Source organism: Novosphingobium olei (assembly GCF_037076535.1).
In the GTDB taxonomy this organism is placed as follows: Bacteria; Pseudomonadota; Alphaproteobacteria; order Sphingomonadales; family Sphingomonadaceae; genus Novosphingobium; species Novosphingobium olei.
Map to the genome: position 1 here is coordinate 99,937 of NZ_AP029021.1, position 23,641 is coordinate 123,577.

The window sequence follows — 23,641 nt, forward strand, 5'->3', positions numbered from 1 at the left end:
AGGTAGTGTGTCTTTTTGGCAACACAAGGATCTGGATCAAAAATGGGTCGAGCACGCCCGCAGCGCAATGTCGCCGGTCGAAAATTGCCGATGGTTCATTGGTTTTCGTGCGCGCCGCCGTTAGCATCGGCGCCCATGCGCATTGCCCCCATCGCCGTTTCGCTCCTCGCCCTGTCGCTTACCGCCTGTGCTGCCGCGCCCTCCGCGCCGCCGCAGGCGGCAGCCGCACCCGCACTGGCTGCTGCACCCGCGCCACAACCCGCCCCGCTGGCCGATCTCGTTTCCGCGGTGAAGCTGCCTTACGAACGCTTCACCCTCGCCAACGGGCTCACCGTCCTCGTCCATACGGACCGCAAGGCGCCCGTCGTCGGCGTCGCGGTGTGGTACGGCGTCGGTTCCAAGCACGAACCGCAGGGCAAGACCGGCTTTGCCCACTTGTTCGAACACCTGATGTTCTATGGCACCAAGCACGTGCCCGGCGATTTCTTCCAGCCGTTGAGCCAGGCCGGCGCCACCGACATGAACGGCACCACCTGGTTCGATCGCACCAACTATTACGAAACCGTGCCCACGCCGGCACTCGATCGCGCGCTGATGATGGAAAGCGATCGCATGGGCTACCTGCTCCAGGCGATGACGCAGAAGCGCGTCGATGCCCAGCGCGCCGTGGTGCAGAACGAAAAGCGCCAGCGCGACAACGATCCCTATGGCCTCGTCGATTACGAGATGCTCGAAACGCTCTATCCCGCCGGGCACCCCTACCGCCATTCCACGATCGGCTCGATGGCCGATCTCGACGCGGCCTCGCTCGCCGACGTGAAGGGCTGGTTCGCCGATCACTATGCGCCGAACAACGCCGTGCTGGTGCTGTCGGGCGACATCGACCTCGCCACCGCAAAGGCCAAGGCCGACAAGTGGTTCGGCCCGATCCCGGCCGGGCCGAAGGTGCGCGCCGTCGATGCCCCGGTGCCGACGCTGCCTGCACCCGTCACGCGCACTATCCATGATCAGGTCGCCACCACGCGCATTTACCGCATGTGGGCGATTCCCGGGTATGACCAGCCCGATTACCTGCCGCTGCAGGTTGCGGGCGTGATCCTCGGCGGCCTGTCCAGCTCGCGGCTCGACGATGCGCTGGTGCGCGAAAAGCAGCTCGCCGTGGCGGTCAGCGCGGGCGCGCAGATCTTTGCGCAGGGCGGCCAGTTCTCGATCCAGGCAGACGTCAAGCCCGGTGGAGACGCCGCCGCCACCGCCGCAGCGCTCGATGCCGAACTGGCGCGGCTTGCCAGCGAAGGCCCCACGGCCGACGAGATGACCCGCGCGCTCACCGTCATCGCCAGCGGCCAGATTCGCGCGCTTGAATCGGTCGGCGGGGAAGGCGGCAAGTCGCAGGCGCTCGCCGAAGGGCTGCTCTATTCGAACGATCCGGCCTATATCGAAGCCGAATTGAAGCGCGCCGCCGCGCTCACCCCGGCCGACGTGCGCGATGCCATGCGCCGCTGGCTGACCCGGCCGGCCTTCGCGCTGACCGTCGCGCCGGGCGCTCGCGAAGGCGGCGGCGAACAGCGCGGCGGCGATGGCCTGCCACCACTGCCCAAGGCCGCCCGCAAGAGCGAGCCTGCACCCAGGGTCGCCGCCTTTGCCGACCCGTCCGATCGCACCAGGCTGCCCCCCGCCGGCGCGGTCGATGCGCTGGCGTTCCCCGCGCTCGAACGCACCACCCTGTCGAACGGGATGCAGGTGATCTTCGCCCGCCGCGCCGCCGTGCCGGCCGTCTCGGTCCGGGTCAGCTTCGATGCGGGCTACGCCGCCGATGCGGTCGACGCGCTCGGCACCGGCGCGCTGCTGCTGCAGGTGATGGACGAAGGCACCACCACCCGCTCCTCGACCGAACTTGCCCGCCAGCGCGAACGGCTGGGTGCGCAGATCGCCGCCTCGGCCAGCGCGGATGCCACCTCGTTCCAGCTCGACGCGATGGCCGCCAATCTCGCGCCTTCGCTCGATCTGCTGGCCGATTACATCCGCCGCCCGGCGCTCGCCCCTGCTGAGCTGGAACGCGTCCGCGCCCAGCAGCTGGCCGCCATCGCCGCCGAACGCAGCAACCCGCAGGCGCTTGCCACCCGCGTGCTCTACCCTGCGATCTACGGGGCCGACCATCCCTATGGCCGCGCCCCTTCGGGCCTTGGTGACAGCGCCGTGGTCGGCAAACTCACGCGCGACGATCTCGCCGCCTTCCACCGCAAGTGGTTCCGCCCCGATCGCGCGCGGATCTACGTCGTCGGCGATACCACGCTGGCCGAGGTCACCCGCCTGCTCGAAGCGAGCTTCGGCAACTGGGCCGCGCCCGCCGATCCCGCGCCTGCCAAGGCGTTTCCGGCAACGCTGCCTGCCCCGCGCCCGCGCATCCTGCTGATCGATCGCCCCGGCATGCCGCAGGCGACGATCGTGGCGGGCGAACCCATCGCGCTTACCGGCAAGGACGATGCCGTCCCGCTGGAAACCGCCAACGACGTCATCGGCGGCGATTTCCTCTCGCGCCTCAATACCGATCTGCGCGAAACCAAGGGCTGGTCCTACGGCGTCTACAGCGTGCTCAACGAACGGCTGGACCGCCGCGCCTTCCTGCTCGTCGCCCCGGTTCAGGCGGACAAGGCCGGCCCGGCGCTGGCGGCCATGCGCAGCGATCTTGCCGATTACCTGCAGAAACGCGGCACCACTCCGGCCGAGCTTGACCTTGCGAGCGCCAGCAATGCGCGCAAGCTGCCCGGCATGCTCGAAACCAGCCCCGCGCTGCTCGATGCGATGGCCAAGATCGTCTCGCTCGGCCGCCCGGACGATTTCTACGCCCGTCTGCCCGAACGCTACCGCACGTTGACTGCCGCCGATCTCGACGCGGCGATCCGGGGCAAGGTCGATCCCGCCGCGCTCACCTGGGTCGTGGTCGGCGATGCCAGGTCGATCCGCCCGCAGCTTGCCGGGCTCGGCCTGCCGATCGAGGACTTCAAGCTGCCGGAATGATCCGGTCGAACAGCAGGTCCAGCGCGCGGCCGGTGATCTCGCCGGCCGTCATCGGCGCATGGCGGTCGATCCCGAACGCGATCTCCACCAGCATCGCCGGGCCAGCGCCGTCGCGCCGCCAGCGAAAGGCGTAGCGCGCCTCGCCCGACAGCGCGCCAGGGTCGCCGCCAATGCCGAAGGCGCCCCACTTGCGCGCGCAGAGCTTCACCGAAACCTCCGTCAGGTGGATCTCGATCTCGCCCCGCCCGCGCAGTCGGGCCTCGCCCGCGCGCGCCAGCGCCGCCCGGACCGTTGCCTCCAGCGCCTGATCTCCGCCGACCAGATCCACCACCCGCACCGCGCCATTGGGCAAACACAACATCCCCGCCGCCCGCGCCCCGGCTTTCGCGCTGCGCGGCAGATCGACGAGCAACGAGACATGCGCCAGCGGGGGCAGGGTGGGCGCAACGCTGGCGGAAGGCACGGCGGCTACGGCCGAGGGAACGGGCCTTGGCCGATGCGCCGCCGGCTTGGCCCCTGATGCCCCGGCTATGCAGATCGCAGCCATTGCGCCGCCCAGCACCAACCGTTCCCGCTTGCCCATCGCCCGTCCCCCATCGCGAGCGGCGATGGCACCACCACCGCGCCCGAAGCGCAACGGGCTGAATTCTCCCGGGCGTCGAAACACTTCGAAAACGGCGGCAACTCAACCCACGTGAGGGGACAGCGCCGCCGTTCGGCGGGCCGCTACAGCTTCGGCTTCTGCCGGCTGACCAGCGTCGGGCTTTCGACTTCCAGCCCGGTGCGCTCGTCCACCACCACGTCGCGGTGATAGCTCAGCACGCCGGGTACCGGGGGCAGGCGCGAGATGAAGATGGCGTAGTAGTTGTTGATCTTGGGGCTGGCGTGGAACTCCGCCTGAACCGAAGGCCAGTCCTTCAGCGACGCGGGCAGGCCGGTCTGCAGATTTCCGGCGGAAAACTGCGGATAGGGTTCCTTGCCCTCAGCCACGCGCTTGTCGTTCGCAGCCTTCAGATCCAGCCGCGCCACGTCCATTTCGGCAGACCACTGCGGCAACACCTGCAAGGCGTTGCCAAGATCGGTGACCACGCCGGGCTTCACCTCGAAGCGCACCGTGCCCATGCACATGCAGGTGCCCGACACAGGGATGCCGTTGCCGCCCATCACGTTGCCATACCAGACATAAGTGCCCGGGCGGACCTTCTCGAGATAGGTGAAGGTCGTGCCCTTGGAATAGATGAACATTGGCCCGAACGTTGCCACGTCGTGCAATTCGATCGGGGCATGTTCGAATGTCTCCAGCGTCGGTTCTACCGGCTGGGCGGGCGGCGTTGACTTGGTCTGTTTGGCGATTTCGACGTCGGCCTTCCACGATGCCAGCGCGCTTTCGTACCGCTTGTGCTCCTTGGCGAAGGCCTTTTGCCGATCGGCCTCCCACTCGGCACGCACGGCATCGTCGGGCACGCGCAGGAACATGCCGAACTGCCGGGCGGGACCCGAAACCAGGATGTAACCGGCCGTGGGGTCAAGCTTCTCCTTGCCCGCCAGCACGGCGCGCTCGTCGATCGCGGCGGCGGGGCCGGTGAATGGGCCGCTCTTGTCACCGGCGGCAAGGGCGCTTGGCGCTTGTGCCAGCGCGCAAAGGGCGACGGCGGTCGTCATCAAGTGGCGCATCGTCACAGCCCCAGCTCCTTGGTCCTGGGCTCGGGGCCGGACGCGACCAGCGCCTGCAGCGCCAGCGCATCGTTGCGCACGCCCTCCTTCTTGCGGCCGTTGCCTTCCTCGAAGTTGAATTCCGACCACAGGTCGTGGCTAAGGCCGAAGCGCTGGTAGTCCTTGAAGTGCATGCAGTTGCGCAAGTTGGCGCGGCGTTGCGCGCGGCGCGCGGCCGAACCGAAAATCGCGTCGGCCATGGCGCTGCCGATCGCCCCTCCGATGGCCCCGGCCATGCCGTACTGCATCACCGCGTTGTTCATCACGCCTTCGTTGCCGCCCAGATAGATGCTGCTGCCGCTGGCCAGCGCGTCGCATTCCTTGATATCGGCATAAGCTTGCGCGAACGTCGTGTTCGCGCGGTGGAAATAGAAATACTTGTCGTAATCGCCTTCATCCACCGGTGTCGGCGTGAATTCCAGCTTGGGCATCGTCAGCCCCTCGGGCGAAGGGATCGCCAGCGGCTCGGCCGCACCTGCGCTTTCGCTCGTCGCCAGCGTGACCGTTCCCAGCGCACACGCCACCAGCAGCGCCCGCGCGACTTTCCATCGATGCATAGAATTGCCCCCGCAACTTCCCGACGCGCGGTGAAGCACATCGCGAATCCGCTCGCAATCGGGATTATGCAGATGGACTATTGTCGAGGTGTTGTGCATGCAAGTTGTGTGCACAACAGGGCAGCACACTGCGAAACTTTCCTACAAGGCCTGCCTCGCCTAGGGTCCGGCCGATGGCACCCTTTGCAAAAATCGAACAGAACCAGCGCGCTGGCTTGTTCTGCGCGTCGCGCAGGCGGCGCCGGCGCGGCGTGGTGCCGCACCGGACGAGTTTTGCTTTAGAAGTCTGTCAACTTCGTCAACTTGGCCGATTTAGAAGATCCCATTCAGGCCCTCCCGAAGCGCCTCAGCCGAGCTTCGCCTTCAGCACCTGGTTGACCGCCTGCGGGTTGCCCTTGCCCTGCATGGCCTTCATCGTCTGCCCGACGAAGAAGCCGAACAGCGCTTCCTTGCCGCCCTTGTACTGCTCCACCTTGTCGGCATTCGCGGCCAGCACGGCATCGACTGCGGCCTCGATCGCGCCGGTGTCGGTGGTCTGCTTGTTGCTGTCGATCTCGGCGGCAAGATCGATGTCGCTGGTCAGGTGGCGCTCGAAGATTTCCTTCGCCTTGCTGCCGGAAATCGTGCCCGCTTCGGTCGCCACCACGATCGCGGTGTTCGCCTCGATCGAATTCTTGGGGCTGTCGGTCGGGATGTTCTGGGCGTTGAGGATGCCCGGCCGTTCGGACAGCAGCCAGTTGGCAACGCGCTTGGCAACGTCGGCTTCACTCTTGCCCGCGGCCTTGGCGACCGAGGCCAGCAGCGCCTCGAACTGGCGCGCGGTCTCGACGTCGGCGGTCAATGCAGCGGCGTTGTAGGGCGACAGGCCCAGCCCGGCTTCATAGCGCTGGCGCTTGGCGTCGGGCAGCTCGGGCAGGCTGGCGCGGCATTCTTCCAGGAACGCATCGTCCAGCACCAGCGGCAGCAGGTCGGGATCGGGGAAGTAGCGGTAATCGTGCGCATCTTCCTTGCTGCGCATCGAACGCGTCTCGTTCCGGTCGGGATCGTAGAGGCGGGTTTCCTGCACCACCTTCCCGCCATCCTCGATCAGCGCGACCTGGCGCTTGGCCTCCTGTTCGACCACCGCCATCACGAAGCGGACCGAATTGACGTTCTTGGTTTCGGTCCGGGTGCCGAACTCGGCACCGGGCTTGCGAACCGACACGTTGACGTCGGCGCGCATCGAGCCCTGGTCCATGTTGCCGTCGCACGATCCGACATAGCGCAGGATCTGGCGCAGCTTGGCAAGGTACGCGCCCGCTTCGGCCGGGCTGCGCATGTCGGGGCGGCTGACGATCTCCATCAGCGCCACGCCCGACCGGTTGAGGTCGACGTAGGACATCGTCGGATGCTGGTCGTGCATCAGCTTGCCCGCATCCTGTTCGACGTGGATGCGCTCGATGCCGATGGTCTTGGTCGAGGTCGGGTCCTTGTCGTCGAGCTGGATCTCCAGCGCGCCTTCGCCCACCAGCGGGTGGTAGAGCTGGCTGATCTGGTAGCCCTGCGGCAGGTCCGCGTAAAAGTAGTTCTTGCGGTCGAAGCGCGACCACTTGTTGATCTGCGCGTCGATCGCCATGCCGGTGCGCACCGCCTGGCGGATGCACTCGCGGTTGGGCACGGGCAGCATGCCCGGCATCGCCGCGTCGACCAGGCTCACTTGCGCATTGGGCTCGGCCCCGAACGCGGTCGCCGCGCCCGAAAAGAGCTTGGCGTTGGAAGTGACCTGCGCATGGACTTCGAGGCCGATCACGACCTCCCATTCGCCGGTGGCGCCTTGGATACGATGAGTGCTCATAATTCGATGTCCTCGTGGGTGACCCATTAGCTAGCCAAGCGTCATTGTGGAATAGCGATTTGGTCCATTTGTTGCACTGCAGCGCACCTGTACATTCCAGGTTTCGAGAAAGGCGAATCGCGTCTCCCCGTTTTGTGAAAAGGTACCGCATGCCCTATAATGGTGCTGTCCTCATTCCGTCGCCCGATAGGCCCGTCGCTCCGGCGATGACATGCGCGTTGGAATGTGCGCATGCGTCGCGAGAATTCCTAAATCTCGAGATCGTTGATCCACAGGCGCCCCACCGGCCCGAAAACGCCCGGTTCTGGTTCATTGCGGCCATCAGTTTTCGCCAACTTTCGGACATGCTGAAAAGCGTCAAGCATCTCATCGGACCGGATGCGATCGTCACCGGCTTCGTGTTCGATTCCTACTTTTCGGGTAGGTTGGAAGGGCTGCCGGACATCATAAAGCGCAAAACACGGTTCGTGAGCAATCTTCGCCGGTTCAACAGGATATATTGCCCTTTTCAAGCCCTGATCGCGCAACAAGCCGCCAGCTATGGGTTGAACATGGCCTACCTGCCGATAGGCGTCGATGCCATTCGCTTCGGTGCCTGTGCGAACATGGCTGCCCGGTATATCACGATCAACGGCTACGGCAGGCAACCATCGGCCCTAACTGCCGTCCTGTCCGACAGTCTCAACCGCGCAGGCGACAGCTTCTTCCATTACACCGGGCATGTCCAGATTCGCCAAGTGAGCGACCCCGTCCGGCACCGCGACCATTTCTGGCAGATGCTGCGCCATACGCGCGTCGCGCTCGCCTATTCGCCGGAATCGTGTGATCCCGACCAGCGCTTCCCCTGCTCCTTCGTCGGGCAAAGATGGTTCGAATCGCTGGCAGCCGGCTGCATCGTGGCAGGGCGGCGCCCGCAGGCGGCCGAAACCGACGAACTTCTCAACTGGCCCGACGCCACCATCGAACTGCCCGACGACCCGACCGAAGCGCTGGCCGCCTTGCGCAACCTGCTCGGCGACGTGGACCGCCTAGATGCGATCAGTCGGCGCAATTATTCTGAATGCCTGCGCCAGCACGACTGGCGCTGGCGCGCAGCGTGCATTGCTCGGGATTTTCCCGAAAGCTTTGCGGATCTGGCGCCAAGGGTGGATGCGCTTGATGCTGCGGTGCAGGCGACTATCGCTGGGATCGCCTGAGCTCGGCCATCCGACTTTGCCGTGACGCGCTGGGCCGAGGCTTGGCCGCCAAGCGAGAACCCTAGCCCGATAGGGCCCCGCGCGCCCGCTGAAAAGGGGCAAGTCGCACGGCGGCGTTCAGGGGCGCAGGTAGAACAGGCTGTGGCCCTGGACGATCATCTCCATGCCCCGGTCGGCCATGGCGCGCTGCAGGTGGCGCGAGCTGCGCCTGCCGGGGAACAGCCAGTCGTGCGGTTCGACCATGATGATCTCGAACTGGTCGATCCAGCCGGTGTCGCGGGCGAAGAGATCTTCCTCGAAGCCTTCGATATCGATCTTGCAGACGAAGGGTTCGCCGTCCTGCACCGCTTCCAGCGCCTGCCGCACGGTGATGATCGGCACCCCGCTGGCGGCGCGGGTGGTGCGCACGCCCCAGGCGAAGCCGTCGCCATCGTTGAGCAGCGCGGCGTGACCGGGCACGCTGCCGATGGCGGCTTCCAGCACGTGGGCGTTGGGCGTGCCGATCAGGTTGCGGCGCGCCATCGCCGCGTTGCCGGGATCGGGCTCGACCGCCACGAACGCGGCGCGTGGCCACAGTTCGGCCAGCGCGACGGTCGCCGCGCCGATGTTGGCGCCGCAATCGAGCACGACCGGGCGACGACCGGCGGCAAGGATCGTGCGGTAGCGGCGCTCGAGCCGGGCGGCGAGGTGGGGGTGGCGGTCGAGGGCATAGGCGCCTTCGCCGAACACTTCGCGCAGGACCGAAAGGTCGCTTTCGTGGCGGCGGATCTCGAAGCGCCCGTGCCCGCGGATCTGCACCGCGTGCTGCGGCGTGCCGGACAGGCGGGCGAAGTGGCGCAGCAGGACCGCCGGTCCCAGCTGCCGGGCATCCTTGAGGTTGAGCGCAACCGATGCGCAGAGCCGGCGCCACAGCCGGATCAAGCGCCCCGGCTCTGCTCCAGCGACATGGCTGGCACGGATCGGAGGCGGCAATCCCGCGACCGGCTGGTCAAAGGCCGGCCGGTCCATCCATTCGTGCGCAACCATGGTCACCCCATCTACGAGTTGGGGCGAAATATATATATCTTAAGTTATTATTCCAGACATATCGGTTGATTAGCTCTTTCAAATCCGGGGATTTTTTATCACCACCAGCGGGCAGGCCGAGCAGTGAATGCCGCGCGCTGCTCGATCGCGAGGCCCGCGTTGAGCACGCCCTGTTCGTCGAAAGCCTTGCCGATGACCTGCAGGCCAAGCGGCAGGCCATTGCGATCGAGCCCGGCGGGGACCGACATGGCGGGCAGTCCGGCGAGGCTGGCGGGCACCGAGAACACGTCGTTGAGGTACATCGCCAGCGGATCGTCGCTGTTTTCGCCGAGCGCGAAGGCGGCGGTCGGCGCGGTCGGCGCAAGGATCACGTCCACCTGTTCGAACGCCTGCGAGAAATCGCGGGCGATCAGTGTGCGCACCTTCTGCGCCTGGGTGTAGTAGGCATCGTAGAAGCCGGCCGAGAGCACGTAGGTGCCGATCAGGATGCGGCGCTTGACCTCGTCACCGAAGCCGGCGGCGCGGGTGGCGGCGTACATGTCCTGAAGACCGGCGCCCTGCGGCAGATCGCGCAGGCCATAGCGCACGCCATCATAGCGGGCGAGGTTGGACGACGCTTCGGCAGGCGCGATGATGTAGTAGGTGGGCAGCGCGTACTTGGTGTGCGGCAGCGAGATGTCGATGACCTCGGCGCCGGCATCCTTGAGCCAGGCGATGCCTTCGTCCCACACGCGGGCGACATCGGCGTCCATGCCATCGAGGCGGTATTCGCGCGGAATGCCCACCTTCTTGCCGCGCAGGTCCGACGAGAGCGCGGCGCTCCAGTCGGGCACGGGCAGGTCGAGGCTGGTCGAATCCTTGGGATCGAACCCGGCCATGGCTTCGAGCATGATCGCGCAGTCTGTCACGTCGCGCGCCATCGGCCCCGCCTGGTCGAGCGAGGAAGCGAAAGCGACCACGCCCCAGCGCGAGCAGCGGCCGTAAGTGGGCTTGATGCCCGAAATGCCGGTGAAGGCGGCGGGCTGGCGGATCGAGCCGCCGGTATCGGTGCCGGTGGCGGCAGGCGCGAGGCGCGCGGCGACCGCGGCCGAGGACCCGCCCGACGAGCCGCCGGGTGCGAGCGGCGCGGTGTCGTTCGGGCGACGCCACGGCGACACGACGTTGCCGAAGGCGCTGGTTTCGTTCGACGAGCCCATGGCGAACTGATCGAGGTTGAGCTTGCCGAGCATGCCGGCGCCCGCGTCCCACAGCTTCTGGCTGACGGTCGATTCGTATTCGGGCTTGAAGCCTTCGAGAATCTTCGACGCGGCGGTGGTCTGCACGCCCTGCGTGGCGAACAGATCCTTCATGCCGATCGGCACGCCGGCCATCTTGCCGAGCGGCTTGCCGGCGGCGCGGTCGGCATCGACCTTCGCGGCGGCGGCGAGCGCGACATCAGGCGTGGTGACGATGAAAGCGTTCAACGCGTCCTGCGCCTGCGCCACGGCGGCGTTGAAGGCGGTCGCCACTTCGGTGGCGGTGAAGGTGCCGGCGGCGACGCCGTCGCGGATGGCGGCAACGCCGAGATCGGTCAGGTCGGTCATGATTATTCGATCACCTTGGGCACGCCGAAGAAGCCGTGTTCGGCGGCGGGGGCATTGGCGAGCACCTTGTCGCGGATGTCGCCACCGGTCAGCGGGTCGGCGTTCACCACGTCGTCGCGCAGGCGCAGCGTGTTGGGGATGACGGCGGTCATCGGTTCGACGCCGGTCACATCGACCTCGCCGAGTTGTTCGACCCAGGCGAGGATGCCGTTGAGTTCGGGCACCATCGCCTCGATCGCGGCTTCATCGACCTTGATGCGGGCCAGCGAGGCGATCTTCGCCACGGTCGCGGTGTCTACGGACATGGAAATAGCTTTCGAAAGCCGGAAAAAGAGAACGCCGCGCGCTAGCACAGGCGCGCGGCGATCTTCAAGAAGCGGGCAACTTCAGCGAGCGGGCAGGAACCGCCTTTCGGGCCGTGGGCGGACGACGCCGAAGCGCCGGCCCGCCATGACCGGGGCGATCAGGGGCGCGGAGCGCCGGGAGCCGCGCCGCCCGGAACCTGACCAGGAACCTGACCGGGCATCTGGCCGCCCATCTGCTGCTGCATCTGCTGGATCATCTGGCGCTGGCGTTCGATTTCGGCAGCGCTCTTGAAATCGAGCAGTTCGACATCGAACACGAGGTCGCTGTTCGCCGGGATCACCACTTCGCCGGTGGCCTGGCTCTTCTGTTCGTTGGCGCCATAGGCCATCGAGGCAGGGATCTCGAGGCGGTACTTGCCGCCGCGCTGCATCTGCTGGAGGCCCTTGGCAAAGCCGGGGATCACGCCTTCGACCGGCATGACCGCCTTTTCACCGCGATCGAATTCCTTGCCGTTCGCCAGGCGGCCGACATAGTTCACCAGCACGACGTCGGCGGTGGTCGGCGAGGCGCCCTGGCCGGCCTTGAGCGTATCGACAACCAGACCATGGTAGCGCGCGGCAAAGGCCAGCGCGGCTGCAACGACCACGGCGAGAATGACGCCGAGCCAGATCTTGGTGACCGAGCCCTTGGCCACGGGCTGCAGCGGAACGCGGGTGATTTCCGACATTTCTTCCCCTCTGGGTGTCCCCGAAACAGGTGCGGCGAGCCGCTCCGATTCGCCGGCGCATCAGGCCGGACACGCGAAGGGCGCCGCTTTCGACGGCGCCCTCTTGGCCCAGCAAGGGCCGCTCGGCAAGAGGCGAGAAGGGAGAGGTTCGCCTCTCCCCGCGATCGCCCCGTTCCGCCTTACTTCGCGCCGTCGCGCTCGGCGCGCTTGCGCTCGAGCTTGCGGGCGCGGCGAACGGCGGCAGCCTTTTCACGAGCGCGCTTTTCCGAGGGCTTCTCGTAGTGGCGACGCAGCTTCATTTCGCGATAAACGCCTTCCCGCTGCAGCTTCTTCTTGAGCGCGCGGAGGGCTTGGTCGACGTTGTTATCGCGAACGAGAATCTGCATAAACCGCTATACCTCAATCAGTTTCGAGCGAGAGCCCGCTGGTCATCAAGCGCGGGAATCACCCATAAATCCGGGAAACACAAAACGGGCCGAATCCGAACGGATGCGGCTCGAACCGGCGCGCCGATAGCGATTCCCTTTGCTCAAGGCAAGCAAAGTCGTGCCACGGGCCAAGCTAAGTCGTGCATTTGGCGGCTTGAGCGGCTAAGGGCGGGCCAATGATATCGACTTCTTCCTGGCAGGCCAGCGGACTTGTCGCCTTGGGCGGCGGCACCGGTGCTCTCCTGCGCTTTCATGTTGGCCGCCTGGTCACCGCCCTTGTCGGGCCGGCCGCGGCTTTTCCCTGGGGTACCTTCCTGATCAACGTTTCGGGCTCGCTCGCGATGGGCCTGCTGGCTGGCTGGCTGACGCGGGCGAACGGGGGCGAGGCGTGGCGCCTGCTGCTGGCCGTGGGCGTGCTCGGCGGCTTCACCACGTTCTCCTCGTTCAGCCTGGAAACCGCGCTGCTGATCGAGCGCGGGGCCATCGGCCTTGCCGCGACGTATGCCGTGGGATCGGTGCTTGCGGGGTTGGCCGGACTGTTCCTGGGCCTGATCGCGATGCGGGGGGGCGTGGCATGAACAAGCCTTACGAGCCAAAGTCCTACAACCAGAAGGACGATAGCGAAGTCCGCCAGTTCACCATCCAGAAGGACGATGCCGGGGCCCGGCTCGACCGCTGGTTCAAGCGGCACCTGCCGCAGGTGGGCTTTGCCACCGTTTCGCGCTGGGCGCGCACCGGGCAGATCCGGCTCGACGGCAAGCGCGCCGATGTCGACACCCGGCTCGAGGCGGGGCAGGTGCTGCGCGTGCCGCCGGGCGGGACGACACCTGCGAGCAAGGGGCCGCGCAAGCGCAAGCCCTTGACCGAGGAGCAGATCGCGCTCGCCGAATCGATGGTGCTGGAAAAGGATCGCGCGGCGATCGTGCTCAACAAGCCGCCGGGCCTTGCAACGCAAGGCGGCAGCGGCACCTACGAGCACGTCGATGGCCTGCTCGATGCCTATGTCGGCGAGGACGAGCCGCGGCCGCGGCTCGTCCACCGGCTCGACAAGGATACCTCGGGCGTGCTGCTGATCGCGCGCACGCCAGGCAGCGCGGCGTTTTTCTCCAAGCGTTTTTCAGGCCGGTCCGCGCGCAAGATCTACTGGGCGCTGGTGATGGGCGTGCCCGATGTGAAGGACGGGCTGATCGAACTGCCGCTCGCCAAGCAGCCGGGCACCGGCGGCGAGAAGATGATGGTCGACGAAAGCGGCGAAGGTCAGGCCGCGCGCAGCCGCTATCGCGTGATCAGCCGGGCGGGCAACCGCGCCGCCTGGGTCGAGCTTCAGCCGCTGACCGGCCGCACCCACCAACTGCGCGTGCACATGGCGGCGATCGGGCATCCGATCGTGGGCGATGGCAAGTACGGCGGGCAGGGCGCGTTCCTGACCGGCACGATCAGCCGCAAGATGCACCTTCATGCGCGGCGCCTGCGGATCGAGCATCCCGAAGGCGACCTGATCGACGTGACCGCGCCGCTGCCCGACCACTTCGCGGCGAGCATGGTGAGCCTGGGCTTCCACGAGGAAGAGGGCGACATCCCGCTCGAACCGGCCAAGCTGGTGAGCGAGAAGGACGTCGCCAAGCGCGCGGCCAAGGCGCATGCCAAGGAATACCGCAAGGAACGCCGGGGCGAGCGGCGCAAGCGCGCCGATGGCGGCGGCGGCATCGCCCGCAAGCCCACCGGCAAGCGCGCTGGCGGCGCTCCGGCGGGCAAGAAGGCGGCCGATGGCAAGCCGGCCGCACGCAAGCCCGGGGCTGGCAAGCCTGCGGCGGGCAGGGCACCCGCGCCAAGGAAGCCCGCAGGTCCCAAGCGCTGATGCATCCCAACCCCGCGTTCCGGAACGACGATCGTGCTCTGCACGAGGCGCTGGTGGAGGAGATCGGCTTCGGCATGATCTTCGCCGCCACGCCCGATGGACCGCGGGTGGCGCACACCCCGCTGCTTTCGACCGGGGACGGGGCGGTGCAGTTCCACCTGGCGCGCGGCAATGCCCTGACGCGCGCGATCGAGAGCGCCACCGCGCTGATCGTGGTCAACGGCCCCGACGGCTATGTCAGCCCGCGCTGGTATGCCGACCCGGCGCAGGTGCCGACGTGGAACTACGTCGCGCTTGAACTGGAAGGGCGGGTGCGGCGGATGGAGCGCGAAGGCTTGCGCGCGCTGCTGGAGGCGCTGTCGGCCCGGCATGAGGCGCGGCTTACCGATGGCGCGCCGTGGACGATGGACAAGATGCCCGAGGCTGCGCTGTCGCGGATGATGGACGCGATCGTCGGGTTCGAGATGGAAGTGCTGGCCTGGCGCCCGACGTTCAAGCTTTCGCAGAACAAGGCGCCCGAGGAGCGCGAGCGGGTGGCCGCCGGGCTCGAGGCTGAGGGTTCGCCCGCCATCGCGCAGCTGATGCGGCGGCTGGTGCCATGAGCCTGCGGCTGGCGATCTTCGACTGCGACGGGACGCTCGTCGACAGCCAGGCCGATATCTGCGCGTCGATGGATGCCGCTTTCCTGGCGAACGGGCTGGAGCCGCCGGCGCGGCAGGCGACGCGCCGGGTGGTGGGCCTTTCGCTGCACGAGGCGATGCGGCGGCTGCACCCCAATGGCGCGCACGAGGATCACGCCGCGCTGACGCAGGCGTACAAGAATGCGTTCCGTGCCCGGCGCGAGGCGGGATCGCTGGCCGAGCCGCTGTACGAAGGGATCGCCGCGCTGATCGAGGAGCTTGTCGCGGATGGCTGGCTGCTGGGCGTCGCCACGGGCAAGAGCGACCGGGGGCTGGTGCACTGTTTGCAGACGCATGGCCTGACCGGCCATTTCCTGACGCTGCAGACCGCCGACCGGCACCCCTCCAAGCCCGATCCGAGCATGATCGAGGCCTGCCTTGCCGATACCGGCGCCGATCGCGCCCTGACCGCAATGATCGGCGATACTGCCTACGACATGGAGATGGCCGTCAACGCTCGCGTCCGCGCCTTCGGCGTCGACTGGGGCTACCACGAGCCGGAAGACCTGTTCGAGGCAGGGGCCGAGGCGGTCGCGACATCGATGACGGAGCTGCGCGCGCTGCTGCGGGGGATGGAATGAGCGAGCGGGATCCGGCCATCGCGCGCTTTGCCGTGCTGCAGGCGGTGCGTCTGTCAGGCGCGCTGATCGCGCTGGCCGGCGTGCTGGTGTCTTCGGGCAATGTCGCCTGGCTGAAGGCCGTGCCGCCCGCTGCGGGCTTTCCACTGCTGCTGGTGGGCATGGTCGACTTCTTCTTCGTGCCGCCGCTGCTGGCGCGCCGCTGGAAAAGCAAGGACTGATGAAGCGTTTCTACAAGCAAGTCGCCGTCGCCCGGGAAGGCGAAGGCTACCGCGTCACGCTCGATGGGCGGGGCATCCGCACCGTGGCCGGCCAGCCGCAGATCGTGCCGAGCGCTGCCCTGGCCGAGGCGATGGCCGCCGAATGGGACGGGCAGAGCGAGGAGATCGAGCCGGCGCGCTTCGTGTTCCGCGACATGGCGGACTATGCGCTCGATGTCGTGGCGCCGGACCGCGCGCGAGCGATCATGGAATTGCTGCCTTACGGCGAGACCGACACGCTGTGCTATCGCGCCGAACCGGACGAGCCGCTCGCCGCGCGCCAGCGCGAGGTGTGGGAGCCGCTGCTCGCCGCTGCCGAAGCGCGCCACGGCGTACGCTTCCAGCGCGTGGCCGGGATCATGCACAAGCCGCAGGCGGGCGAAACGCTGGCTGCGTTGCAGGCGGTGCTCGAAGGGCTGGACGCCTTCGCGCTGGCTGCCTTGCGCAACACCACCAGCCTTGCCGCATCGCTGGTGCTGGGGATCGAGGCGATCCTGCCCGATGCCGATCTCGACACGCTGTGGAATGCGGCCAACCTTGAAGAGGATTGGCAGGCCGAGCTGTGGGGCAAGGACGAGGAGGCCATGGCACGGCGCGATCTGCGGCGCGGGGCCTTCATCGCCGCCGCGCGCTTTGCCGCCCTTTCACGCGGTTGAGGCGGGAACCGCCGGGCAACCCCGAGCGCTTTTTCGGCAGACCAGCTGAAGGAGCAGGAGCCATGCCGCGCGGAGACAAGGACGCCTATACCGGTAAGCAGAAGCGCCAGGCCGAACATATCGAGGAAGGCTACGAAGATCGGGGCGTGAGCAAGGACGAGGCCGAGCGTCGCGCCTGGGCGACCGTCAACAAGCAGGACGGTGGCGGCAAGAAGTCCGGTTCGGGCCGGGGGCGCAAGAGCGACCACAGCCCGTCGAAGCGCGGCGGCGAAAAGGCCGGATCATCGCAAAGCCATGCCAAGCGATCGGCCGCAGCGAAGAAGGGCTGGGAAACCCGCCGGCGCAAGGCTGCGCGTTAGTTGTCCTCTGCGTACCGTTCGCGCCAGCGGGCGCGGATCGTATCCGAACTTTCCCGGCTGCCGTCATGGCTCCAGCCGGGTTCGCGCACGAGGTACGACAGCTTGTGCCGGAACGGCGCGGTGAGGAAATCGCGCAACATCGCGGTCCATTCGTGGAAGGCGGCATGCAGCAGGTGAAAGCTGCCCAACTGGCGCACGATGCCATAGCGGATGCGGCCCAGGCCCGGCACTTCGCCTTCGTCGCGCTCTGGCTGATACGTGCGGAACAGCCGATCCCACACGATCAGCACGCCGGCATAGTTGCGATCGAGATAGAGCGGATTGGTCGCGTGGTGCACGCGGTGGTGAGACGGTGTGTTGAACACCGCTTCGAACCAGCGCGGCATCCGGCCCACCGCCTCGGTGTGAATCCAGAACTGATAGATCAGGTTCACCCCGCCGACGGTGACGATCATCGCCGGTGGAAAGCCGAGCAGCGCCGGCCAGATGCGGAACACGAACGACAAGGCGATGAACCCTGTCCAGGTCTGCCGCAGCGCGGTCGACAGATTATAGTGCTGGCTGGAATGGTGATTGACGTGGCTCGCCCAGAACCAGCGCACGCGGTGGCCGGTGCGATGTGCCCAGTAGTAATTGAAATCGTCGAGCAGGAAGCAGGCGATCCAGGCCCACCATGCCCACGGCACGGTGGCGATGCGGTGCGCATAAAGCCAGGTCGCCGCCGCATAGACGACCGCGGCGGTCAGGGCCCCGGCAATCGTGCTGCCCAGCCCGAGCGCCAGGCTGGTCAGCGTATCGGCCGGTTCATAGGCATCGGGGCGGCGGCGCTGCGCCCAGAGCATTTCGAGCACGATGGCGAGGATGAAGAACGGGATCGCGAAGACGACGACCTCGATCGGGTGGTCGAGCGGCTTCATGCCGAGGCTCCAAGGCGGCGCAGGCTTGCGGCCCAGGCCTGCGCCTGCGGGCCGAGATCGAGCGTGACCGCGCCGAACCGCCGTTCGCGCGTGGCGATGGTGAGGAACTGCCGATCGAGCCGGATGCCCTGATAATCCGCGATCAGCCGTGCGGCGAAATGGCTGCCGTGGCGGCGCAGCAGCAGAACGCGTCCGTCGGCACCGCGCACCAGAGCGCCGATCCGCGCGCGATCGAGCGCGACCTCGACCGGACCGAACCCGCAGATCGCCTCTTCGGCAAGTTCGCGGGCATGGCCCTCGTCGCGCAGGCGCACGTCGCCGCCAAGCTTCATCGCCCGCGCGATCCACCAGATGGCCAGGATCGCGGCGAGCGAAAGCACGCCCTGCACCGCAAGCCCCAGCAGATTGATGCCCCCCGACATCGCCCCCGGCTTTCTTAAGCTCAGCCGTTGGCGGCGAGCATGTCGACTTGCGCGCGGATCGGGCCGATGTCGTAGCCCGCGCCAGCCGCGCTGGCGGCGATCTGATCAGGCGCCATGCCGCGCTTGGCCTGGGTCAACGCCCACAGCAGCGTCGAGCGCGTGCCGGAGCGGCAATAGGCAAGCACGGGCGCATCCCCGGCGCTGGCGAGCGCGGCATCGAGCGCTTCGACCTGCGGCAGCGAGAAGCCGGCATGGCTGACCGGAATGGCAACGTAAGCGATGCCGGCAGCCTTGGCCGCGGCTTCGATCTCTGCACCCGGAGTCTGGTCGTCGGATTCGCCTTCGGGGCGATTGTTGACGATCAGGGCGATGCCGAGCGCCTTGGCCTGCGCCACGTCGTCCACGGTGATCTGCGGGCTGGCGTAGGTCTTGTCGTCGATCTTGCGGAACATGATTCTTATCCTCTTGCCGCCGCGTCCGCGAGCCGGCGCTTTTCGCGCCGGTTGCGGCCGACGATGTTGAGCAGCTCGACGAATACCGAGAAGCCCATCGCCGCGTAGATGTATCCCTTGGGAATGTGGAGTCCGAACCCGTCTGCCAGCAGCACGAGCCCGATCATCACCAGGAACGAGAGCGCCAGCATGACGAGGCTGGGGTTCTTTTCGATGAACTTCGCCAGCGGATCGGCCGCGATCATCATCAGCGATACCGTGGTGACGACCGCGGCGATCATGATCGGGATCTCGTCGGTCATGCCGACGGCGGTGAGGATCGAATCGATCGAGAAGACCAGATCGAGCGCGATGATCTGCGCGATGGTCGAGCCGAAGTTGGCAACGACCGCCTGGCCTGCGCTGCCCCCATGTCCCGCTCCGCCGTGCCCCTTGTGGTCGAGCAACTCGCCGCTCGGCTCGGGATCGATGTTGTGGTGAATTTCCTTGGTCGCCTTCCACAGCAGGAACAGGCCGCCTGCGATCAGGATCAGGTCGCGACCCGAAAACGCCGTTTCGAACGTCGGTTCGCCATGCGCCCCGGGTTTGCCGGCGATGCCGAGGTCGATCAGCGGCGCCTGCAGGGTGACGATCCAGCCGATCAGCGTGAGCAGGCCCAGCCGCAGGCCAAGCGCGAGCAGGAGGCCGATGCGCCGCGCCTTCTGCTGCTGTTCGGGCGGCAGCTTGTTCGACAGGATGGCGATGAACACCAGGTTGTCGATGCCCAGCACGATCTCGAGCAGGACGAGCGTGACGAAGGCGGCCCAGGCGGCGGGATCGGCCAGGAGTGCGAGAATATCCATGGCTTGGGCTTGTGCCCAATGCAGCCCGCGTCGGCAAGGCGGAGCTGCGTTGTCGCAAATGTCAAAGTATTTCGCGCCGTTTTCGGCGAAAACGGTGGATTCCGTTCGCGCTGGGCGTTTTTGTAGGCTATAGTGGAAAGTGCAATGGAGTGGGCCGGCTGAAATCCGGCGCGAATCCCTTGTCGTGCCGCCGGCATTCGAGTCCGGCCAGCGGTGCCGGGAAAGCAGGGCGAACGAAGGTTTATTGGTTTTTATGGGTTTTGACAGAGGGCGGCGGGGTCGCGGACGCGACAAGCGCGACGGTTTCGGCGACGAAGGTTTTGATCCCTACGGCGGTGGCGGCGGTTTCGGCGGCGGTGGTTATGACCGCGGCGGTTTCGGCGGCGGCGGCGGCCGTGGTGGCTTCGGCGGCGGTGACCGTGGTGGCTTCGGTGGCGGCGATCGCGGCGGCTTCGGCGGCGGCGGTGGCGGCGGCTTCGGTGGCCCGCGCGGCGGCGGCGGTGGTGGCTTCGGCGGTCCGCGCGGCGGCGGCATGCCCGCCCAGGTGGTCGGCACCGGCAAGGGTGTCGTAAAGTTCTTCAACGGCCAGAAGGGCTTCGGCTTCATCCAGCGTGAAGACGGCGGCGAAGATGTGTTCGTGCACATCAGCGCGGTCGAGCGCGCGGGTCTTGAAGGTCTGGCCGAAGGGCAGCAGCTCGAATTCAACCTCGTCGATCGCGGCGGGAAGATTTCGGCCGCCGACCTTCAGGTCGTGGGCGACGTCATCCCGGTGGCGGCCAAGCCGGCTGCCCCGCAGCGCCAGCTGACGGGCGAGAAGGCCACCGGCACGGTCAAGTTCTTCAACGCGATGAAGGGCTTCGGCTTCATCACGCGTGACGACGGCCAGCCGGACGCATTCGTGCATATCAGCGCGGTTGAGCGTTCGGGCCTGCGCGAGCTGAACGAGGGCGACAAGCTCGAGTTCGATCTCGAGGTCGATCGACGAGGCAAGCACTCGGCGGTCAACCTGGTGCCGGTCCAGGGTTGATCCCGATCGCATCGCCCCTTGGTCGGTTTGACCGGGGGCCTGCAAAAGCCTAAACGTGCCCAGATGGCGGCCCTTCCGGGGCCGCCATTTGTCGTTTGCGATTCCCACCTTCCATCTGCGGCCCGCCCAGAGCGCGGAGCCGATTCGTGAATGAACAGGAGATGCCGATGTCGATCACCCCGCTGATGCCCGTCTACCCCCGGTGCGGCGTGCGTCCGGTGCGAGGCGAACATTGCCACCTGATTTCCGAGGACGGCACCCGCTATCTCGACTTCGCCAGCGGCATCGCGGTGAACCTGCTCGGCCATTCGAACGAGCACCTGATCGGCGCCATCCAGCGCCAGGCCGCCACGCTGATGCATGTCTCCAACCTCTACGGCAGCCCGCAGGGGGAACACCTTGCGCAGCGGCTGGTCGACCTGACGTTTGCCGACACGGTGTTCTTCACCAACTCGGGTGCCGAGGCGGTGGAATGCGCGATCAAGACGGCGCGCGCTTACCACCAGCACGTCGGCAATACCGACAAGTACGAACTCATCACCTTCAAGAACGCCTTCCACGGCCGCACGCTGGCGACGATCAGCGCGTCGAACCAGGAAAAGATGCACCACGGCTTCCTGCCGCTGCTCGAAGGGTTCAAGTACGTCGACTTCGACGATCTCGAAGGCGCCAAGGCAGCGATTGGCCCCAACACGGCCGGGTTCCTGGTCGAACCGATCCAGGGCGAAGGCGGCATCCGCGATGCGTCCGAGGAATTCCTCAAGGGCCTGCGCGCCTTGTGCGACGAGCACGATCTCGTGCTGATCTTCGACGAGGTGCAGTGCGGCGTCGCGCGCACCGGCACGCTTTACGCCTATGAACAGTACGGCGTGACGCCCGACGTGATGGCGACGGCCAAGGGCATCGGCGGCGGCTTCCCCGTCGGCGCGTGCCTCGCCACCGAAAAGGCGGCGCGCGGCATGGTGATCGGCACCCACGGCAGCACCTATGGCGGCAACCCGCTGGCGATGGCGGCCGGCGAAGCGGTGCTCGACGTGGTGGCCAACCCGGAATTCCTGGCGCAGGTCAACGCCACGGGCGAGCGCCTGCGCGGCCGGCTCGAACAGTTCATCGGCAACTACCCCGACATGTTCGAGCTCGTGCGCGGGCGCGGGCTGATGCTCGGCGTCAAGATGAAGATCGAACCGCGTCCGTTCGTGGCGCACATGCGCGACAATCACCAGCTGCTGACCGTGGCGGCGGGCGACATGACCGTGCGCATCCTGCCCCCGCTGGTGATCGGCGATGCCGAGATCGACGAGTTCATGGACAAGCTTTCGGCCGCCGCCGCCAGCTACAGCGTCGAAAGCCCCGCGACATGAGCAAGCGCGACTTCCTCAACCTCGTCGATGCGGGCGGAGACGGCGTTGCCGCGATCCTGGCGGACGCGATCGACCGCAAGCGCGCGCGTGTCGGCCAACCGAAGGGCCGGGTCGACGCCGACGCGCCGCTTGCCGACCATGTGCTGGCGATGGTGTTCGAGAAGAATTCGACCCGCACGCGCGTGTCGTTCGACATCGCCATCCGGCAATTGGGTGGCAGCGCGGTCATTCTCGATTCGGGGACAACCCAGCTCGGCCGTGGCGAAACCATCGCCGATACGGCGCGCGTGCTGAGCCGCATGGCCGACGCGATCATGCTGCGCACCGACGATCATGCCAAGGTCGAAGAGCTGGCGCATTATGCCAGCGTGCCGGTGATCAACGGCCTGACCGACCTGTCGCACCCCTGCCAGATCGCGGCGGACCTGCTGACCGTGATCGAGCGCGGCAAGGCGTTGCCCGGCCTTGAGGTCGCGTGGCTTGGCGATGGCAACAACGTGCTGAACTCGATCGTCGAGGCGGCCGGGCTGATGAAGTTCAACGTCCGCATCGGCGTGCCCGAAGGGTATGAGCCGGACGGCGGCTTCATGGCCCTCGCCGAGGCCGGGGGCGCGCGGATCAGCGTGCACCGCGATGCCGGCGAAGCGGTACGCGGGGCCGACGTGGTGGTGACCGACACCTGGATCTCGATGGGCCAGGCCCACGCCGAGGCGAAGCTGGCGGCCATGGCGCCCTACCAGGTCGATGAGCGCCTGATGGCGCAGGCTCGATCGGATGCCGTGTTCCTGCACTGCCTGCCGGCGCACCGGAACGAGGAAGTGACCGACGCCGTTATCGATGGACCGCATTCGGCCGTCTGGGACGAAGCAGAAAATCGGATTCACGCGCAGAAGTCGATCCTGCGCTGGGTGTTTGGACAGATCTGACGATGGCGCAGCAGGAAACGGGTGACGATCGGACCGGGTTCGATCGCATCCTGCAATTCACGATCCCCGACCGCGACACGCGCGGTCGCATGGTGCGGCTCGGCCCCGTTCTCGACACGATCCTGTCGGCGCACGCCTATCCCCTGCCGATCCGCAACCTGCTGGCCGAAGCGCTGGTGGTCACGGCGCTGCTCGGCTCGCTGCTCAAGGATGGCGAAGGCCAGCTCACCATGCAGGCGCAGTCTCAAGACGGTGTCGTCGACCTGCTCGTCTGCGATTATCGCAACGGCGAGTTGCGCGGCTATGTCCGTCATGATCGTGCCCGTCTGGACGAACTGGGGCCGAGCCCCAGCCTCCATTCGCTGTTCGGCGATGGCTATCTTGCGATCACCTTCGACCTTGCCGCGACGGGCCAGCGTTATCAGGGCATCGTGCCGCTTGAAGGCGGCAGCCTGCGCGAAGCTTGCGAGCGATATTTCTGGCAATCGGAGCAGGTGCCGACGCTGATCCGGCTTGGCATCAACTGCGAACCCGGTCACGCCTCGGCCGGTGGCTTGTTGCTCCAGCACCTTCCCGAAGGCGAGGAGGGGCGCGAGCGCTTGCATGTGCGGCTGGATCATCCGCAGTGGGAACACGTCTCGATCATGGGCGGGGCGATCACCCCGGCTGAACTGTCCGACGCATCGCTTGGCCTGGAAGACCTGCTGTGGCGCCTGTTCCACGAAGAGCGCGAGGTGCGCGTGGCACCGGGGGCAAAGATCGTGCGCGGCTGCCGCTGCACGCTGGAACACTACCGCGAACTGATCGGACGCTTCCCGGCCGACGAACAGGCGGAGATGGCGAACGAGGCAGGCGACATCGTCGTCGACTGCGCGTTTTGTTCGAAGGATTTCGTGATCAAGCCGACCGCCTGAT

Annotated in this window: 26 protein-coding genes; 13 read left to right on the top strand and 13 right to left on the bottom strand. The window is 66.9% G+C overall.

Annotated features, from left to right (window positions below; all coding sequences use genetic code 11):
- The first annotated feature begins 135 nt into the window (after positions 1 to 135).
- Positions 136 to 3,018 carry a pitrilysin family protein gene (locus AACH40_RS00445; protein ID WP_338643757.1) on the top strand — a complete coding sequence of 961 codons (2,883 nt, stop codon included), beginning with the start codon at positions 136 to 138 and terminating at the stop codon, positions 3,016 to 3,018.
- Here the strand turns inward: AACH40_RS00445 and AACH40_RS00450 are convergent.
- The 4 genes from AACH40_RS00450 to gatB form a co-directional block, all read right to left on the bottom strand.
- Positions 3,002 to 3,601, bottom strand: a complete 600-nt coding sequence (locus AACH40_RS00450; RefSeq protein WP_338643758.1) for a hypothetical protein — start codon at positions 3,599 to 3,601, stop codon at positions 3,002 to 3,004. The two genes, AACH40_RS00445 and AACH40_RS00450, sit on opposite strands and share 17 nt — an antisense overlap.
- 143 nt (positions 3,602 to 3,744) lie before the next feature.
- A complete protein-coding gene (locus AACH40_RS00455) occupies positions 3,745 to 4,680 on the bottom strand; it encodes a hypothetical protein (RefSeq protein ID WP_338643759.1) in 936 nt (311 codons plus the stop codon).
- 14 nt (positions 4,681 to 4,694) lie between these two features.
- Positions 4,695 to 5,288 (bottom strand): hypothetical protein, encoded by a 594-nt coding sequence (locus tag AACH40_RS00460; protein ID WP_338643760.1) that lies wholly within the window; start codon positions 5,286 to 5,288, stop codon positions 4,695 to 4,697.
- Positions 5,289 to 5,634: 346 nt separating this feature from the next.
- The gene (gene gatB, locus AACH40_RS00465) at positions 5,635 to 7,122 is read right to left on the bottom strand and encodes an Asp-tRNA(Asn)/Glu-tRNA(Gln) amidotransferase subunit GatB (protein WP_338643761.1); all 1,488 of its coding nucleotides are present in this window, start codon (positions 7,120 to 7,122) and stop codon (positions 5,635 to 5,637) included.
- A 149-nt stretch (positions 7,123 to 7,271) separates the two neighbouring features.
- Between gatB and AACH40_RS00470 the strand changes: the two genes are divergently transcribed.
- Positions 7,272 to 8,318: a glycosyltransferase gene (locus AACH40_RS00470; protein ID WP_338643762.1), complete on the top strand. Its 1,047-nt coding sequence runs from the start codon at positions 7,272 to 7,274 to the stop codon at positions 8,316 to 8,318.
- A 117-nt stretch (positions 8,319 to 8,435) separates the two neighbouring features.
- On the opposite strand, the gene AACH40_RS00475 is transcribed toward AACH40_RS00470, so the two are convergent.
- The 5 genes from AACH40_RS00475 to rpsU form a co-directional block, all read right to left on the bottom strand.
- Positions 8,436 to 9,344, bottom strand: coding sequence for an FkbM family methyltransferase (locus AACH40_RS00475; RefSeq protein ID WP_338643763.1), 909 nt, complete (start codon positions 9,342 to 9,344; stop codon positions 8,436 to 8,438).
- 98 nt (positions 9,345 to 9,442) lie between these two features.
- Positions 9,443 to 10,927: an Asp-tRNA(Asn)/Glu-tRNA(Gln) amidotransferase subunit GatA gene (gene gatA / locus AACH40_RS00480; protein ID WP_338643764.1), complete on the bottom strand. Its 1,485-nt coding sequence runs from the start codon at positions 10,925 to 10,927 to the stop codon at positions 9,443 to 9,445.
- 2 nt (positions 10,928 to 10,929) lie between these two features.
- Complete coding sequence (gene gatC / locus AACH40_RS00485; RefSeq protein ID WP_169494597.1) at positions 10,930 to 11,232, bottom strand: Asp-tRNA(Asn)/Glu-tRNA(Gln) amidotransferase subunit GatC; 303 nt, start codon at positions 11,230 to 11,232, stop codon at positions 10,930 to 10,932.
- A gap of 158 nt (positions 11,233 to 11,390) precedes the next feature.
- Positions 11,391 to 11,960, bottom strand: coding sequence for an FKBP-type peptidyl-prolyl cis-trans isomerase (locus AACH40_RS00490; RefSeq protein WP_338643766.1), 570 nt, complete (start codon positions 11,958 to 11,960; stop codon positions 11,391 to 11,393).
- A 179-nt stretch (positions 11,961 to 12,139) separates the two neighbouring features.
- The gene (gene rpsU, locus AACH40_RS00495) at positions 12,140 to 12,346 is read right to left on the bottom strand and encodes a 30S ribosomal protein S21 (RefSeq protein ID WP_008070684.1); all 207 of its coding nucleotides are present in this window, start codon (positions 12,344 to 12,346) and stop codon (positions 12,140 to 12,142) included.
- A 218-nt stretch (positions 12,347 to 12,564) separates the two neighbouring features.
- On the opposite strand from rpsU, the gene crcB reads away from it, so the two are divergent.
- The 7 genes from crcB to AACH40_RS00530 all read left to right on the top strand — a co-directional run bounded on the left by crcB (position 12,565) and on the right by AACH40_RS00530 (position 16,779).
- Positions 12,565 to 12,966, top strand: a complete 402-nt coding sequence (gene crcB, locus AACH40_RS00500) for a fluoride efflux transporter CrcB (RefSeq protein ID WP_169494599.1) — start codon at positions 12,565 to 12,567, stop codon at positions 12,964 to 12,966.
- Positions 12,963 to 14,246: an RluA family pseudouridine synthase gene (locus tag AACH40_RS00505; protein WP_338643768.1), complete on the top strand. Its 1,284-nt coding sequence runs from the start codon at positions 12,963 to 12,965 to the stop codon at positions 14,244 to 14,246. The genes crcB and AACH40_RS00505 overlap by 4 nt, the downstream gene beginning before the upstream one ends.
- Positions 14,246 to 14,848, top strand: a complete 603-nt coding sequence (locus AACH40_RS00510; protein ID WP_338643769.1) for an FMN-binding negative transcriptional regulator — start codon at positions 14,246 to 14,248, stop codon at positions 14,846 to 14,848. Before AACH40_RS00505 ends, AACH40_RS00510 begins: the two co-directional genes overlap by 1 nt.
- On the top strand, positions 14,845 to 15,507 hold the full coding sequence (locus tag AACH40_RS00515; RefSeq protein ID WP_338643771.1) for an HAD-IA family hydrolase: 663 nt from the start codon (positions 14,845 to 14,847) through the stop codon (positions 15,505 to 15,507). The genes AACH40_RS00510 and AACH40_RS00515 overlap by 4 nt, the downstream gene beginning before the upstream one ends.
- Positions 15,504 to 15,725: a hypothetical protein gene (locus tag AACH40_RS00520; protein ID WP_338643772.1), complete on the top strand. Its 222-nt coding sequence runs from the start codon at positions 15,504 to 15,506 to the stop codon at positions 15,723 to 15,725. The genes AACH40_RS00515 and AACH40_RS00520 overlap by 4 nt, the downstream gene beginning before the upstream one ends.
- Complete coding sequence (locus tag AACH40_RS00525) at positions 15,725 to 16,420, top strand: ATP12 family chaperone protein (protein WP_338643773.1); 696 nt, start codon at positions 15,725 to 15,727, stop codon at positions 16,418 to 16,420. Before AACH40_RS00520 ends, AACH40_RS00525 begins: the two co-directional genes overlap by 1 nt.
- A 62-nt stretch (positions 16,421 to 16,482) precedes the next feature.
- Positions 16,483 to 16,779, top strand: coding sequence for a plasmid stabilization protein (locus tag AACH40_RS00530; protein ID WP_169494605.1), 297 nt, complete (start codon positions 16,483 to 16,485; stop codon positions 16,777 to 16,779).
- Here AACH40_RS00530 and AACH40_RS00535 read toward each other — a convergent pair.
- From AACH40_RS00535 to AACH40_RS00550, 4 genes are read right to left on the bottom strand one after another with little or no spacing between them, the layout of a single operon-like run.
- On the bottom strand, positions 16,776 to 17,696 hold the full coding sequence (locus AACH40_RS00535; RefSeq protein ID WP_338643774.1) for a sterol desaturase family protein: 921 nt from the start codon (positions 17,694 to 17,696) through the stop codon (positions 16,776 to 16,778). The two genes, AACH40_RS00530 and AACH40_RS00535, sit on opposite strands and share 4 nt — an antisense overlap.
- A complete protein-coding gene (locus tag AACH40_RS00540) occupies positions 17,693 to 18,118 on the bottom strand; it encodes a hypothetical protein (RefSeq protein WP_338643775.1) in 426 nt (141 codons plus the stop codon). The genes AACH40_RS00535 and AACH40_RS00540 overlap by 4 nt, the downstream gene beginning before the upstream one ends.
- Positions 18,119 to 18,138: 20 nt before the next feature.
- On the bottom strand, positions 18,139 to 18,570 hold the full coding sequence (locus AACH40_RS00545; protein ID WP_169494608.1) for a TIGR01244 family sulfur transferase: 432 nt from the start codon (positions 18,568 to 18,570) through the stop codon (positions 18,139 to 18,141).
- 5 nt (positions 18,571 to 18,575) lie between these two features.
- Positions 18,576 to 19,412 (bottom strand): TerC family protein, encoded by an 837-nt coding sequence (locus tag AACH40_RS00550; protein WP_169494609.1) that lies wholly within the window; start codon positions 19,410 to 19,412, stop codon positions 18,576 to 18,578.
- Positions 19,413 to 19,665: 253 nt separating this feature from the next.
- Between AACH40_RS00550 and AACH40_RS00555 the strand changes: the two genes are divergently transcribed.
- From AACH40_RS00555 to AACH40_RS00570, 4 genes are all read left to right on the top strand, one after another.
- Positions 19,666 to 20,439: a cold-shock protein gene (locus tag AACH40_RS00555; RefSeq protein ID WP_169494610.1), complete on the top strand. Its 774-nt coding sequence runs from the start codon at positions 19,666 to 19,668 to the stop codon at positions 20,437 to 20,439.
- Positions 20,440 to 20,606: 167 nt separating this feature from the next.
- The gene (locus AACH40_RS00560) at positions 20,607 to 21,800 is read left to right on the top strand and encodes an aspartate aminotransferase family protein (RefSeq protein ID WP_169494611.1); all 1,194 of its coding nucleotides are present in this window, start codon (positions 20,607 to 20,609) and stop codon (positions 21,798 to 21,800) included.
- Positions 21,797 to 22,726, top strand: a complete 930-nt coding sequence (gene argF / locus AACH40_RS00565) for an ornithine carbamoyltransferase (protein ID WP_338643776.1) — start codon at positions 21,797 to 21,799, stop codon at positions 22,724 to 22,726. Before AACH40_RS00560 ends, argF begins: the two co-directional genes overlap by 4 nt.
- 2 nt (positions 22,727 to 22,728) lie before the next feature.
- Positions 22,729 to 23,640, top strand: a complete 912-nt coding sequence (locus AACH40_RS00570; RefSeq protein ID WP_169494613.1) for an Hsp33 family molecular chaperone HslO — start codon at positions 22,729 to 22,731, stop codon at positions 23,638 to 23,640.
- The last annotated feature ends 1 nt before the right edge of the window (position 23,641 follow it).

Coding starts and splice junctions, on each gene's coding strand:
- AACH40_RS00445 (WP_338643757.1), top strand. CDS start 136: ATGCGCATTGCCCCCATCGCCGTTTCGCTCCTCGCCCTGTCGCTTACC.
- AACH40_RS00450 (WP_338643758.1), bottom strand. CDS start 3,601: ATGGGCAAGCGGGAACGGTTGGTGCTGGGCGGCGCAATGGCTGCGATC.
- AACH40_RS00455 (WP_338643759.1), bottom strand. CDS start 4,680: ATGACGACCGCCGTCGCCCTTTGCGCGCTGGCACAAGCGCCAAGCGCC.
- AACH40_RS00460 (WP_338643760.1), bottom strand. CDS start 5,288: ATGCATCGATGGAAAGTCGCGCGGGCGCTGCTGGTGGCGTGTGCGCTG.
- gatB (WP_338643761.1), bottom strand. CDS start 7,122: ATGAGCACTCATCGTATCCAAGGCGCCACCGGCGAATGGGAGGTCGTG.
- AACH40_RS00470 (WP_338643762.1), top strand. CDS start 7,272: ATGCCCTATAATGGTGCTGTCCTCATTCCGTCGCCCGATAGGCCCGTC.
- AACH40_RS00475 (WP_338643763.1), bottom strand. CDS start 9,344: ATGGTTGCGCACGAATGGATGGACCGGCCGGCCTTTGACCAGCCGGTC.
- gatA (WP_338643764.1), bottom strand. CDS start 10,927: ATGACCGACCTGACCGATCTCGGCGTTGCCGCCATCCGCGACGGCGTC.
- gatC (WP_169494597.1), bottom strand. CDS start 11,232: ATGTCCGTAGACACCGCGACCGTGGCGAAGATCGCCTCGCTGGCCCGC.
- AACH40_RS00490 (WP_338643766.1), bottom strand. CDS start 11,960: ATGTCGGAAATCACCCGCGTTCCGCTGCAGCCCGTGGCCAAGGGCTCG.
- rpsU (WP_008070684.1), bottom strand. CDS start 12,346: ATGCAGATTCTCGTTCGCGATAACAACGTCGACCAAGCCCTCCGCGCG.
- crcB (WP_169494599.1), top strand. CDS start 12,565: ATGATATCGACTTCTTCCTGGCAGGCCAGCGGACTTGTCGCCTTGGGC.
- AACH40_RS00505 (WP_338643768.1), top strand. CDS start 12,963: ATGAACAAGCCTTACGAGCCAAAGTCCTACAACCAGAAGGACGATAGC.
- AACH40_RS00510 (WP_338643769.1), top strand. CDS start 14,246: ATGCATCCCAACCCCGCGTTCCGGAACGACGATCGTGCTCTGCACGAG.
- AACH40_RS00515 (WP_338643771.1), top strand. CDS start 14,845: ATGAGCCTGCGGCTGGCGATCTTCGACTGCGACGGGACGCTCGTCGAC.
- AACH40_RS00520 (WP_338643772.1), top strand. CDS start 15,504: ATGAGCGAGCGGGATCCGGCCATCGCGCGCTTTGCCGTGCTGCAGGCG.
- AACH40_RS00525 (WP_338643773.1), top strand. CDS start 15,725: ATGAAGCGTTTCTACAAGCAAGTCGCCGTCGCCCGGGAAGGCGAAGGC.
- AACH40_RS00530 (WP_169494605.1), top strand. CDS start 16,483: ATGCCGCGCGGAGACAAGGACGCCTATACCGGTAAGCAGAAGCGCCAG.
- AACH40_RS00535 (WP_338643774.1), bottom strand. CDS start 17,696: ATGAAGCCGCTCGACCACCCGATCGAGGTCGTCGTCTTCGCGATCCCG.
- AACH40_RS00540 (WP_338643775.1), bottom strand. CDS start 18,118: ATGTCGGGGGGCATCAATCTGCTGGGGCTTGCGGTGCAGGGCGTGCTT.
- AACH40_RS00545 (WP_169494608.1), bottom strand. CDS start 18,570: ATGTTCCGCAAGATCGACGACAAGACCTACGCCAGCCCGCAGATCACC.
- AACH40_RS00550 (WP_169494609.1), bottom strand. CDS start 19,412: ATGGATATTCTCGCACTCCTGGCCGATCCCGCCGCCTGGGCCGCCTTC.
- AACH40_RS00555 (WP_169494610.1), top strand. CDS start 19,666: ATGGGTTTTGACAGAGGGCGGCGGGGTCGCGGACGCGACAAGCGCGAC.
- AACH40_RS00560 (WP_169494611.1), top strand. CDS start 20,607: ATGTCGATCACCCCGCTGATGCCCGTCTACCCCCGGTGCGGCGTGCGT.
- argF (WP_338643776.1), top strand. CDS start 21,797: ATGAGCAAGCGCGACTTCCTCAACCTCGTCGATGCGGGCGGAGACGGC.
- AACH40_RS00570 (WP_169494613.1), top strand. CDS start 22,729: ATGGCGCAGCAGGAAACGGGTGACGATCGGACCGGGTTCGATCGCATC.